Below are 12,984 nucleotides of genomic sequence, written 5' to 3' on the forward strand. Positions count from 1 at the left end.
CGGAGAACGAACATGAAGCCTTTTGAATCATTCGTGGCCACCCTCGCACCATTGCGGGCTGGCCTTTTGACATGCCTTCTTGCGATGGGCGCAGGCTCTGCAGTCGCGGCTGACAATCCCTATAACCTCATCGAGCCCGGGGTGATCAGCGTCGGCACGATGGGCGATTCCAAGCCCTATACGTTTGCGACGGCGGACGGCCAGTTCACCGGTTTCGATATCGAGCTGTTTCTCAACGTCGTCTCCCGCCTCGGCTTTCAAAAAGACAAGGTGACGTTCACGGGCCAGGAATTTTCAGCACTCCTGCCGTCGGTCGCAAACGAAAGGTTCGACGTTGCCGTTGCGGCGATCGGAACCACCGAAGCCCGCAAGAAGACCATCGACTTTTCCGACGGCTATCTTGCCGGTTATCTCTCCGTCCTGACCCCGGATGCCGGCATCAAGGATGCCGATGGCCTCAAGGGCAAGCGTCTCGGCGTCGTGCAGGGAACCTTGCAGGAAGTCTATGCGGCCAAGAATTTCGGGGGAACCGATCTGGTGAAATTTCCCGACAACAATTCCGCGGTGGCCGCCCTCAACAACGGAACGGTCGATGCGCATTTTCTCGACTACGAGGCCGCCAAGCAATATGGCGAGCGCTATCCCGCGCTGAAGGTTGCCGTGAATATCCCGTCCTTCGATGCGCCTGCTGGCTTCGTGGTCCGAAAAGGAAATGACGCCTTTCGCACGGCGCTCAACGGCGCGCTTCACGATGCGATGCAGGACGGTACCTGGAAGACCCTTTACGAAAAGTGGTTCCCCGGCTCGCCGATGCCGGAACAGTATCTTCCCAAGAAGTGACGCCGTAAGCCGCCCGCTCATGGCGGGCGGCTTACCAAGGCTCTGCCGGACGGCGGCGTCTGCGCCGGGCAAGAAATCATGGGGATCTGAATGAACTGGCTTGAAAATCTGCGCCGCAGCTTCCTGGACTGGGATGCCATGGCGGAAGTTCTGCCGAGTATGATCAGCGTCGGCCTGAAGAACACGCTGATCCTGGCCGCTGCCTCGACCGTGCTCGGCGTCATCATCGGTATGGCGCTTGCCGTGATGGGCATCTCGCAATCCCGCTGGCTGCGGCTGCCGGCGCGCATCTATACCGATGTTTTCCGCGGGCTTCCGGCGATCGTCACGATCCTGATCATCGGCCAGGGGTTTGCCCGGATCGGGCGCGAGATCTTCGGTCCGTCTCCATTTCCGCTCGGCATCCTGGCGCTCAGCCTGATTGCCGGAGCCTATATCGGCGAAATTTTCCGGTCCGGCATTCAAAGCGTCGAGCGCGGCCAGATGGAAGCCTGCCGGGCGCTCAGCATGAGTCATGGGCAGGGCATGCGCCTGATCGTTATCCCACAAGGCATCAGGCGGGTTCTGCCGGCGCTGGTCAATCAATTCATCGGAAACGTCAAGGATTCCAGCCTTGTCTATTTCCTCGGATTGCTCGCTTCCGAGCGCGAGATCTTCCGGGTCGGCCAGGATCAGGCCGTCGTCACCGGCAATCTGTCGCCCTTGTTGCTGGCGGGCGTCTTCTATCTCGTCATCACCGTGCCGCTGACCCACTTCGTCAATTATATCGATGAGAGACTGCGGCTCGGAAAACAAGGTCGCGGCTCGGGTGCTGCGAGCGGATTGATCGAGGTGAGCGAGTTGCAGGCCGCCACCAGCCCTCATCCCGCGGTCAAGGCGGTCGAGGAGAGTATGCCGCGCTTCAAAGGCGGCGCCCTGAACATCCGCGACCTCACCATGGCCTATGGCGATCTCGACGTGCTGAAGGGTGTCGATCTCGACATCGCCGCCGGTACCGTCACCTGCATCATCGGCCCTTCCGGCTCCGGCAAATCGACGCTGTTGCGCTGCATGAACAGGCTTGTCGAACCGAAGGGTGGCGACATGCTGCTCGATGGCGAGAGCATCCTGGCGATGAAGCCGGAGAGGCTGCGCCGGCGTGTGGGGATGGTGTTCCAGCACTTCAACCTGTTTCCCGACCACACGGCACTCGAGAACGTCATGCTTTCGCTGACCAAGATCAAGAAGATGCCGAGGCAGGAGGCGCGGCGCATCGCCGAGGCACGTCTGGCCGATGTCGGTCTTGCCGGGCGTAGGGATCATCGGCCCGCAGGTCTGTCGGGCGGGCAGCAGCAGCGCGTCGCCATCGCACGCGCGCTGGCCATGGATCCGGAGGTCATGCTCTTCGACGAAGTGACGAGTGCGCTCGATCCCGAACTGGTGAAGGGCGTGCTCGACCTGATTGCCGCCCTCGGCCGCCAGGGCATGACGATGGCCGTGGTGACGCATGAGATGGGATTTGCGCGCAGGGTGGCCGACCAGGTCGTCTTCATGGATGAGGGCCGCATCGTCGAGGCCGGCTGCCCGAAGCAGATCTTCGACAATCCCCGAAGCGAGCGGCTGAAGCGCTTCCTTGCGGAAGTTCTCTGAAGCGCCTGAGGCAACGCATGGTGCCCCGGTCATCCTAACACCGGCTGCGCCGGATTTCACCCGCTATAGCAAGAGCAGAAACAAGGCTATCGACATGAATGCTTCCACCAAACCCTTGAAGGTCGTCGTCATCGGTGGCGGGATCTTTGGCGTCTCGACATCAGTCCATCTGGCGCGGTTCGGGATCCGCACCGTGCTGATCAATGACGGCCCGCTTGCCAACGGCGCCTCCGGCCGTTCGCTCGCCTGGCTCAACTCGGCGCGTAAACGCTCCGATGCCTATCACCGGCTCCGTTTGGCCGGCATAGATCGCTATCGCACGCTGGCCGCCCGGAATCCCGATGCGCCGTGGCTGCGCTTCGACGGCGGCCTGACCTGGGATGCGGACGATGCCGGCAACGAGATCGCCGAGATCTTCGACTATGAGCGCGATCTCGGCTATCACGCGCAATGGCTCGCCCCGGCAAGGATTGCCGCGGCGACGCCGGGTGTCGATGCAAGTGCGGTGACTCGGCAAGGTGCGATCTTCAACCCCGGGGAGGGCTGGGTCGATCTTCCATCCTTGATCGGCACGCTTGCGGAAGAATTCCGCACGCTGGGCGGCGAGATCGTCACGGACGCGGGTCGCGCGACGGTCGATATCGACGGCGGGCGTGCCCGTGGCGTGATCACGGCAGACGGCATGCGCCGCGATGCGGATGCCGTACTGCTTGCGGCTGGCGGCGACGTCCCCGCAATCGTGGGCGAGGTCGGCCAGCATATCGGCGATGCAACGCCGGTCGCCCTTCTCGTCAGGACCAAGCCGGTCCGCCATCCGCTGAAGGCCGTGCTCAACACGCCTCGCATTGCCATCCGGCCAACGCCCAGCGGCGGCTTCGCTCTCGATTCCGCCTGGTCCGAGGAAGAGGTGAGCGTCAGGCCCGACGGCAGCTACGAAGTCAGACAATCGACGCTGGAGGGGTTGCTGCGCGAGGCCTCCAGAGTTCTCGAAGGCAATCCGGCGCTGGAGATCGAAGATTACGGCGTCGGCCCAAAGCCCATCCCGGGCGACGGCGAGCCGGTCTTCGGCGAACTGCCGTCGATCTCGGGTTATTTCGTTGCCTTCAGCCATAGCGGCGCCACCCTCGGGCTGATTGCCGGCGAACTGCTGGCGGACGAGATCGTCACCGGACGCCGCCATCCACTGCTGGCGGACTTTCGGCCGGCGCGTTTCAGCGCATCGCGACGGTGAAGGTCGCGATGCGGAAGCTCGAGCCACTGGCCAGGCGGATGACCGTTCTATGCCGCGGCGGTTCGACGAAGCGCGCCCGTTTGTTCCAATTGGAACTGATCGATCAACTGGAGGAGTACCCTCGTCTCGTCGGCAAGTTCCTTCGTCGCCGCGCTGGTTTCTTCGACCATGGCCGCATTCTGCTGCGTCATCTGATCCATCCGGTTGACGGAAGAATTCACTTCGTGGAGGGCGTTGTACTGCTCTCTGCTCGAGCGAGCGATGACGTCCATCTGCTCAGATGCGGTGACCACTTTCGCCGAGATGCTTTCAAGGACTTCGCTCGTCTCGCGGACGACACGCGCTCCATTGGTAATCTCCGTCTGCGAACGTCCGATGAGCTGCTTGATCCTTTGGCCGGCCTCGGCAGAGCGTTGAGCCAGATCGCGCACTTCCTGAGCCACGACCGCAAAGCCTTTTCCGGCCTCGCCAGCGCGGGCCGCCTCGATGCCGGCGTTCAGGGCAAGCAGGTTCGTTTGGAACGCGATTTCATCGATGACGCCGATGATTTGAACGATCTCATCGGATGCCGCTTCAATCTTGTCCATCGCGTCGATGGCGCTTGCAACAACCTGGGATGACGAATCGGCCACCTGTTTGGTGTCCGTGATGATCTGGTGGGCATCATCGGCGCAGGCCGCAGACGAACGAACCGTAGTGGTGATCTCTTCGATAGCTGCGGCTATCTCTTCGAGTGCGACGGCCTGCTGTTCGGTGCGTCGCGCAAGATCGTTCGCGGCAAGATCCATCTGACCGGCGTTCCCTTCGATCATCCGGGTGTTGGTGCGGATCTGGTCGATCGTTTCCTGCAGCCGGAGGAGCGACGAGTTGAAATCGTTACGAAGCTGCTCCAATCGGCCGAAGAAGGGGGTTGCGATCGTCTGAGAAATGTCGCCCCGCGCCAGACGTCCGAGACCTTCCGCCAGAGCCGTAACCGCGAAGTCTATCTGCTCTTCGACCGTGCGTTTTTCTTCATCGCTGCGATGCCGCTCCTCCTCGGCCTTCGATCGCTCGACCTCGCTACGCTCCTCGATCTCGACCTTGGCGATGGCATTATTCTTGAATACGCCCAGGGCGCGGGCCATATCGCCGATTTCATCGGCTCGGCTGTCGCCGACGATGGATGTTTCCAGTTTGCCGTCCGCCAGCCGCCTCATAGCCGAGGTGATCTGATTGATCGGCCCCTTGAGCGTAACGGTCAGCCCGACGCCCGCGAGGATTGCGATCACCACGCCGAGGATCGTCGTTCCCAGAGACATCGAATTGGCATCCGCGCGTTCATCAGCCGCATTCTGCCGCTGCATCTCGGCGAATGACGTCAACTGAGACCACATCCGGTCCACGTCGGCCGCGGCCAAACGGAATTCGTCCTGGCGCTGCGCGCTGATGCGAACGAGGTCGGTGGCAGCCTTCTGCATCTTGTCCAGCGCCGGCAGAAGCTTGGCTTTGAGATTATCGAATTGCGCGACACCGCCGGCATTGGAAATCAGCGTGTCCAGGCCCTTCCTGACAGCCGCGATTTCCTGCGAAAGCCGCTGGAGATTGGCGTCCGTTGGCGCCAAGGTCAGTTTCGCCATAATGATCTGAATCACGTAAGCCGAGGTCGTGAGTTTCTGGCCGTCTCTCTGGCTGGTTTTGGCGCGCTCGACCGTTTTGGCGGTCTCGGCCGCCTTATCCGTTACCGCTTTCACGCGCCGTGCGGCGACCTCCTGCAATTCGGGCAGCCTGCCGACGATATGGCTCGTCGCATTCCTGAGACCGGCTGTACGCTCCTCGGTCGGGCCGGAGGCTTCGACAAGCGGCTTCAACGAAGCAATGGCATCGTCAATCGCCTTTTTGGCTTCCGATGCCTCGCCGCCCAGCGCCATTCCCACGATGCGCTGCTGCCGGGCGAGTTCCTCCATATCGGGGCCGCTGATAGGGTCGGCGGCTTGAGCCTTGTCGTTTAACGATTGGGCGAAGGAGGCGAAGTCCGAAATGCGCTGTGCATCGCCCAGCGTATTGCGGGCTTCATCTTCCTGCATGTCGGCGGCGCGCTGGAGAACCTTGGAGCCTTCAACGATATCTGTCTGGGACGACACGACGACGCTCTGTGCCTTCTGGAGATCGGTAAGGAGCGCCGACCGAGTTTCCTGAAGCTGCCACAGTGTATCCATGCGGGCCGAAATTCCGTCGATGGAAGACAGCGCTTGCTCCAGTTCCTGCTGACCGCTGCGATCCGCGGCGAGCTTGTCGATGCCGGATTTCAGAAGAACGCGCTGATCGGCAAGTTTGCGGGTGACGACATCGCGGTTTTCTTGCGTGGCATTGGCGAGGAATTCGCCCATCGCGGCCGACAAATCGCGAAATCCGCTCAACGACTGCAGAACGGAATTGGAAATATCCATCCGCCCCTGAAGCAAGCTCGATGCATAAAAACCGGTCGCACCCACGGCCATGATGCTGAAGACGAACGGAACGATGAACACCATCACCTGCGTCTGGATGCGAACACGTGACAACAGCCTTCCCAACATGAGTCCCTCCTCGGCTCACAGCGTCTCGTTGCGGCGCCTTGGCGCAGGGGCTGTTGCAGGTCGCCTCCCTTCGAGTGAAAACTCTCCTTCCGCCTGAGGCGGCAGCCACACAGGTTTGCTCGCAACCAACGGCTGCTCGCCCCTCCTCTTGACCTTCCGAAACTCCTAAATCCGTCGGAAGGAAATGGCTTGAAGCAGAACAATCAATCTCGGGTGAAGATACCGGTCCCCTCGAACCGGCTCTGCACATAATCCCTGCCGGACGCATGACGCATTAGTGGAATAAACATTTCATACTGCACGACTCGTGAAATATTCGTTTCAATATTCGCCGAAACCAACATTTTGTCCAGCCAGAGGACGGGCAGCCGATGCATCCTTCTGAGCCGTCGAGCGTTCTATCGCCAGGAACAACTGGAGACGCATCATGCTCAAGGACGAACTCGGGTACACTGGCACAAACAGGGATATGCGCGACGGTGCGGAAACCGCACCGGCCCCCTTCGAAGAGGCGAACATCAACCCTGATCTCATCAGACGCGAGGGTTTCGCCAGCGAGGCCGAATATCGGGCGTATATTGCCACGCTCGGTGGTTATGCGCCGTTTGAAGGCACTGCCGAGGAACCTCTCCTGGTCTCCGATGGTCATGCCCTGGAAGGCCGCCTGCGAGAATTGAGAGAAGAGATCGAAAACCTTCGCGCTCGCCTTCACGTGATCCAACATCAGGCCGCGACCGTCGTTACGGAGAACGTCCGATGGGCCGATGCAAGCGCCCATGCGCAGCTCGGCAATCAGCCCTGGCTGAAGCTGGCAGCCGCAATGGCGGCGACCTTCGTCGTCACGAGGGGCATCAGGCGACTGCCTCTGGGCGCCGTGGCGACGACGGCGTTGCCGTTGGTGGCAGCGACGATGAACCGGAAGTCCGCCAGGTGAAAATCGTCAGTAGCGATGACTGATCAGGCGAAACCGATTTCGGCAAACAGAGGGAGGTGGTCAGAGGCAACTCTTGTCAGGCGATTTTCCAACACCGCCGCCTGTTTGACGATGAGATCCTCGGTGACGAAGATGTGGTCGAGACGCATCAGCGGGTAACGGGAGGGGAAGGTCGCTCTTGGCGCGGCATTGCCAGCGAGGTGTGCATCCTTCAACGATCGCGCGGCAAGTTTGTAAGTCGCTGATGACGGAATGGCGTTGAAATCGCCGCAGAGGATGGTGGGAAGAGGCTCGTCCGCCGTGCCGCGCAGCCAGCCGGGGTTCAGCAATGTCGTCATCTGGCGGATGCGCTCGCGGCCGCGAAGGCCGAGATGGGTGTTGACGACCAGCAGTTTTCTGTCGCCGACCAGTATTTCGACGGATAATGCGCCGCGCTGTTCGCCGATGGACGGCAGCGGGCCGGCCTTGACCGCGCCTGTAGGCAGCGCGGTGATGATCGCATCGCCATACTGTTCCTCGGCAATCGACAGCGCCGGATGGAAATGAGCCTGCATCTTCAAAAGCGAGGCGATCACATGGGCCTGGTCGACGCCGCCGGTCCTGCGCCTGAGGACATCGACCTCCTGAAGAGCGACGATATCGGCCTCAGCCTCGGCGATGACGGAAGCGATGCGGCCGGGATCGAGCTTCCGATCGCCCCCGATACAACTGTGCACGTTATAGGTCAGGAGTTTGATTGATTTATCCGGCATGGCCCTGCTGAACTCGTTCCCCCCGGGAGAACATAGAACTTGTTCCCCGGGGGAACACAAAACTCGTTTGATCGTTCCCGATTATCGAACCAGGGCGCTCGCACTTCTGAGGACAATCAATGAGCTTGAAAAGCATGATCTGGAATGGACTGCTCATCGCTGCCCTTTGTCTCGCGGTCTTTCTCCTCTATCGGATCTTCCAACAATACAGCCTCGATCAGATCGTCCAATCGGTTCGCAGCATCCCTTTTTCGACCTTTTGCACGGCACTCCTCTTTGCGGCGGCATCCTATCTGTGCCTCAGCTGTTTCGATCTCCTGGCGATCCGTTCGCTCGACAAATCCTTGCCCTATTCCAGGGTTGCGCTGGCGTCCTTCATCAGCCTCTCGCTCGGCCACAATATCGGCTTTGCCGGGCTGAGCAGCGGCGCCTTCCGTTATCGTTTCTATTCGCGCTGGGGGCTGACGGCGGAGGACGTGGCGAAGATCATCCTGTTTTGCGGTGTCACGGTAGGACTTGGGCTGATCACGCTTGGCGGTCTTGCCATGATCGTCAATCCCGGCGATGCCGGGCGCCTGCTGCGCATCGATCCGGCACGCGTCCGCATCTTCGGTGCGCTGGCGCTGGTCGTGCCGGTGGTCTATGCCGGCCTGGCGTTTTTCATCCGTGGCACGTTGCGGATGTGGCGCTGGTCGTTTCAGCTGCCGCGATTTTCGATCGCGGTCGCGCAGGTCGGGGTCGGGACGGTCAACTTCATGCTCGTGTCTGCCTGTCTGCACCAGATGCTCTCTGCCTTCGGCGACGTCGCCTTCTTCAGGTCGGTGACGGCTTACGTGCTCGCCAATTCGGCAATTCTCGCAACGCATGTTCCGGGCGGTCTGGGCGTGCTCGAGGCGACCGTCTCCTATGTCGTGCCGAAGGAGGCGTCGATCGGCGCGCTGATTGCATTCCGCTGCGCCTATTTCTTCATTCCGCTGGCGCTCGGCACAACGCTTCTCGTCATCAGCGAGGTCGTTTTCCGGCGGACGTCACGCGGGGCGGATGAGGAGGCGGACGAGCGCGCCGAAGCCCAGTCGGTCTAGGGGCGCGAAGGGCCGAACCGGGTCGAAGATCGCCGTGCCAAAAATCGGTGAAATGCTGCCCGACAGCTCGACGGTGAATTCCCGTAAACCCCGAGGCCCGTCATTGAGCGCCTCAACCGCTTCGATCAACGAGCCGCTTTGCATAAAGGCTGCGGCAAAACTTTCCGGGGTGGTTCCGAGATATTCCGAAAGCAGGCGATTGCGCAGATCCACGATCGCGCGGCGGTGCTCGCCATTACTGGCCTCGACAAGCATGTCGCATTCGCAATCCAGCCCTTCCGAGCGATTGTTGAGGTTGGAGGAGCCAATGCGGACCAGCTCGTCATCGGCGATGATCAGTTTGGAATGGACGAGCACCTCCACCTCGCCGCTCTCTTTCGCCGTGACTGGCCCGGGCACGATTGGCCCGGGCACGACCGCATAATAGACGCGCAGGCGGTCCGCACGATCGGCGCGTTTGAGGAGGCGGATGACCCGGTCGCGATTGCCACCCATGACAATCCTTTCGATCAGCCCGTGAGAGCTGCGCGTGCAGATGATGACGACTTCAGGCCCGTCTTCCTCCTGCAGCCGCGCGGCAATGGCGTCGGCGACGCGGAAGGAGGCGAGATATTGCGCCTCGATGTAAAGCTGCCGCTGTGCCCGGGCGATGACGTCCAATGTCATGGCGATGCCGTCGCTGATGCCGGGGCGAAGTGCGGTCGACGGCTCCGTCAGCGCGAAGCTGACCGCGGTCTCCCTCATGGAAACGGCGAGATCGTCCGGCCAGGCAAAGGGGACGTCTTCGGCCAGCGGCAGGTGGTTTTCACCGGTGGTGTTTTCCCAGTGCCGCCTGGCGATATCGCCGATCAACCTGGCAGCGTCGCCGGTGACCATTGCCTGAACGTCGTGCAGCGGATCATATGATACGCCCTTGGGGTCACGTCGCAATTTATCCTTGGCGCGGTGGAGCCAGGTGTCCCACCGGCGCGACGTCAGGTCTATGCCGCCGATGAAGGCGACGGCGTCGTCGATGCAGACGAGTTTCTGATGGTGGCAGCCGCGCAATGTCGGCTGAAGCTCGAAGCGTAGATCGATGCGCGCGTTTCTGGGAAAGCTTTTCTTCCGCAGCATCTGCAGGGACTTGCCAGAATAAACAGGGCCGAGCGCCCAGATGAGGATGCGTATTTCGAGCTCCGGATTTGCCGCTGCCAGGGTATGCAACAGGTCGGCCAGCGTTTCGTCGGACTTATCGGGTTCCAACCGGATGTTCGGATTGAAATCCCACCCGACGATCCAGATGGTGCGCCTCGCCTGCCGCAACGCACGCGCCAGCTCGGCGAAATAGCTGTCGCCGTTGATCAGGAAGGCCGCCTTGGCAGCGCTCCCTTCCAGGCACAAGGCGCTGCCCTCCTGTTTTTGGCGGTCGCCCGGCCGTTGTGATTTTGTCTGCGACAAGCTCGGGTTATTGAGGATGGTTTCGAATGTCGTCATGATTGCCTCGGCCTCTAACTGGAGCACAAACGCCCGGAATTTGCCTGGGTTCCCCGACGGCGGCCGCCTGCGATGCAGAATGCAAGGAAACGAGATGTCACAACGAGCAGGCAGCGCCGATCTTCCCCTTCACGGGGGACGCGTGCCGCATTGGCTCGGCGACCGTATGACGCGGTTGGGAACACTGATCACCGAGGCGATCGTCCATCACTATGGGCGCGACGAATTCCTGCGCAGGCTCGCGCATCCCTTCTGGTTCCAGTCCTTCGGCTCGGTCATGGGCATGGACTGGCATTCTTCCGGTATCACGACCAGCGTTCTCGGCGCGCTGAAGCGCGGGCTGAAGCCGCGTGCCGGCGAGCTCGGCCTGCATGTCTGCGGCGGCCGCGGCGCGCATTCGCGCAAGACGCCGCAGGAGCTCGTCTCGATCGGCGAGCGTGTCGGTCTCGACGGGGAGGGGCTCGCGACCACGAGCCGCCTCATCGCCAAGGTCGACAGCGCCGCCCTTCAGGACGGGTTCGACCTCTATCTGCACGGTTTCATCGTCGCCGATGATGGCCATTGGGTGGTCGTGCAGCAGGGCATGAACGGCGACAAGCGTCAGGCCCGGCGGTATCACTGGCTGTCCGAAGGGCTGGAGAGCTTCGTCGACTCGCCGCATGCGGCAATCGAGGGAAGGAGCCAGGGCGAAATCGTCAATCTTGCCGACAGGCGCGCCGAACGCTCGCGGCGCGGTCAGCTCGATCTGCTGGCGACCCTCGGGCCCGACCGGATCATCCGCGAAGCCGCCGCACTGCTGCGTGCCGAAGCGCCGGCGCCCGAACCCGCCGAACAGCCGATGCTGCCGCACCTGATCATGCCTGCCCATCACGATGTCCGCGAGAGTGACGTCAACATGCGGCGCCTGCACGGAAATCTGGCCGCCGCCGCCGACCGCGGGCCGGCGGATTTCGCAGAGCTGTTGCTCGTTCCAGGCGTCGGTGCCCGCACGGTGAAGGCGCTGGCGATGGTGGCCGAAGTCGTCCATGGCGCCCCCTGCCGTTTTTCCGATCCGGCGCGCTTCTCGATCGCCCATGGCGGCAAGGATCGCCATCCTTTTCCGGTCCCGCTCAAAGTCTATGACGAGACGATCGCCGTGATGAAATCGGCGGTGCAGAAGGGCAGGCTCGGACGCGAGGAGGAGTTGCAGGCGCTGCGGCGCCTGGACGACCAATCCAGGCAGCTGGAACGCTATGTCACGGGTCCCGACCTCAAGGAAATCCTCGCCGGCGAATTCCGCCAATCCGCCGATTTCGGCGGCCGCAGCGTCTTCGGCTGGGAGGAGCCGTCCGCGGACGAGGGGTAGAGCATACCCGTCTTTCCGAGTGACGGAAAAGCTCTATCCATTTGTAAAACCGCTTCGCACCTTTGCTGGAATTGCACCAGCTTCAATGGCCGTCGGGCGGGACGGCTTCAACCGGAACCGTCTCTTTCAGATTCTTCCGGTGGAAGATGAAGAGCCCCGCAACGACGATGATTGCGGCACCGACGATGATCTGCGTATCGGGAATATCGTTGAAGAAGAGGTAGCCGAGGACGATCGCCCAGAGCAGCAGCGTATATTGCAGCGGCGCGAGCAGCGATGCCGGTGCGAGCTTTAGCGAGCGCGTGATAAGCAGATGCGCGCAGGAGGCGACGATGCCGAGCAGCAGCATGCCGGACCAGTCGATGAGCGTTGCCGGCTGCCAGTGACTGATGCTCAAGACGATGCCGGTGACGAGCGCGGCGATCGTCTGCCATGTCACCAGCGTCGTGTCGCTGGTCGAGCGCAGATAGCGGCTCATCACCAGCGACAGCGCAAAGGCAAGGCTGCCGGCAAGACCGAAGAGCGATGGAAGCGACAGCATCGCCGTGGACGGACGCAGCGCGATGACGACGCCGGCAAAGCCGATCAGAACGGCAAGCCAGCGGCGCCAGCCGATCTTTTCTCCGAGAAAGAAATGCGAAAGCGCCGCGATATAGATCGGTCCGGCCATATAGAAGGTCATGACGTCTGCGAGCGGCAGATAGGCGACGGCAGCGTAGAATAGGGCGACATCGCAGGTCGCCATGAAAACACGGATGAACTGCAGGCCCTTCTGCTCGACGCGGAACAAGGCCATCGGCCCCTGCCGGAGGATCATTGGTCCGAGCACGATGAAAGCGCCGACCGAACGGATCACCAGCACCTGGCCGACGGCAAAGCTCGCGACCAGCCACTTGCCCATTGCATCGTTCAGCGCAAAGAGCAGATCGCCAAGCAGCATCAGCGCGACGCCAGTCATGATCAGGTTTCCGGCATTGGCGACACCCGTCTGGGTCTTCATCTCTCGCATCCTCGCAAAAACGGCCGCGCATGCGCGACCGACTGCGGCTTCTGCCTTAACACTGCCGATGTCAATGGTCAGTTTGAAGCGATTGCACTCGAATTGGGCAGAGAGATGTGTCTTTAGGCACTTGTGCCCACTTG

General features: G+C 61.6%; 10 protein-coding genes. 6 read left to right on the forward strand and 4 right to left on the reverse strand.

The genetic code is table 11. From position 1 onward, the window contains the following. The first annotated feature begins 12 nt into the window (after nucleotides 1-12). The 3 genes from CUJ84_RS29095 (at nucleotide 13) to CUJ84_RS29105 (ending at nucleotide 3,700) form a co-directional block, all read left to right on the forward strand. On the forward strand, nucleotides 13-840 hold the full coding sequence (locus tag CUJ84_RS29095) for an ABC transporter substrate-binding protein (RefSeq protein WP_105009070.1): 828 nt from the start codon (nucleotides 13-15) through the stop codon (nucleotides 838-840). A 90-nt stretch (nucleotides 841-930) separates the two neighbouring features. Continuing rightward, the gene (locus CUJ84_RS39195; protein ID WP_105009071.1) at nucleotides 931-2,469 is read left to right on the forward strand and encodes an amino acid ABC transporter permease/ATP-binding protein; all 1,539 of its coding nucleotides are present in this window, start codon (nucleotides 931-933) and stop codon (nucleotides 2,467-2,469) included. Between the two features lie 94 nt (nucleotides 2,470-2,563). Then, entirely contained in the window at nucleotides 2,564-3,700 is a 1,137-nt protein-coding gene (locus CUJ84_RS29105; protein WP_105009213.1) for an NAD(P)/FAD-dependent oxidoreductase, read from the forward strand. Nucleotides 3,701-3,747: 47 nt separating this feature from the next. Here the strand turns inward: CUJ84_RS29105 and CUJ84_RS29110 are convergent, their stop codons facing one another. After that, complete coding sequence (locus tag CUJ84_RS29110; RefSeq protein ID WP_105009072.1) at nucleotides 3,748-6,255, reverse strand: methyl-accepting chemotaxis protein; 2,508 nt, start codon at nucleotides 6,253-6,255, stop codon at nucleotides 3,748-3,750. Nucleotides 6,256-6,682: 427 nt separating this feature from the next. Between CUJ84_RS29110 and CUJ84_RS29115 the strand changes: the two genes are divergently transcribed. Then, nucleotides 6,683-7,189: a hypothetical protein gene (locus tag CUJ84_RS29115; protein WP_105009073.1), complete on the forward strand. Its 507-nt coding sequence runs from the start codon at nucleotides 6,683-6,685 to the stop codon at nucleotides 7,187-7,189. A 23-nt stretch (nucleotides 7,190-7,212) separates the two neighbouring features. On the opposite strand, the gene CUJ84_RS29120 is transcribed toward CUJ84_RS29115, so the two are convergent. Next, nucleotides 7,213-7,941: an endonuclease/exonuclease/phosphatase family protein gene (locus CUJ84_RS29120; RefSeq protein WP_105009074.1), complete on the reverse strand. Its 729-nt coding sequence runs from the start codon at nucleotides 7,939-7,941 to the stop codon at nucleotides 7,213-7,215. 119 nt (nucleotides 7,942-8,060) lie between these two features. On the opposite strand from CUJ84_RS29120, the gene CUJ84_RS29125 reads away from it, so the two are divergent. Beyond that, a complete protein-coding gene (locus CUJ84_RS29125) occupies nucleotides 8,061-9,023 on the forward strand; it encodes a lysylphosphatidylglycerol synthase domain-containing protein (protein ID WP_105009075.1) in 963 nt (320 codons plus the stop codon). On the opposite strand, the gene CUJ84_RS29130 is transcribed toward CUJ84_RS29125, so the two are convergent. After that, nucleotides 8,970-10,496 carry a phospholipase D-like domain-containing protein gene (locus CUJ84_RS29130; protein WP_105009076.1) on the reverse strand — a complete coding sequence of 509 codons (1,527 nt, stop codon included), beginning with the start codon at nucleotides 10,494-10,496 and terminating at the stop codon, nucleotides 8,970-8,972. The two genes, CUJ84_RS29125 and CUJ84_RS29130, sit on opposite strands and share 54 nt — an antisense overlap. 94 nt (nucleotides 10,497-10,590) lie before the next feature. Between CUJ84_RS29130 and CUJ84_RS29135 the strand changes: the two genes are divergently transcribed. Then, nucleotides 10,591-11,841, forward strand: coding sequence for a DUF763 domain-containing protein (locus CUJ84_RS29135; RefSeq protein WP_105009077.1), 1,251 nt, complete (start codon nucleotides 10,591-10,593; stop codon nucleotides 11,839-11,841). An 82-nt stretch (nucleotides 11,842-11,923) separates the two neighbouring features. On the opposite strand, the gene CUJ84_RS29140 is transcribed toward CUJ84_RS29135, so the two are convergent. Continuing rightward, complete coding sequence (locus CUJ84_RS29140) at nucleotides 11,924-12,841, reverse strand: DMT family transporter (RefSeq protein ID WP_105009078.1); 918 nt, start codon at nucleotides 12,839-12,841, stop codon at nucleotides 11,924-11,926. Nucleotides 12,842-12,984 lie beyond the last annotated feature (143 nt).

Source organism: Rhizobium leguminosarum (assembly GCF_002953715.1).
GTDB lineage: Bacteria > Pseudomonadota > Alphaproteobacteria > Rhizobiales > Rhizobiaceae > Rhizobium > Rhizobium leguminosarum_V.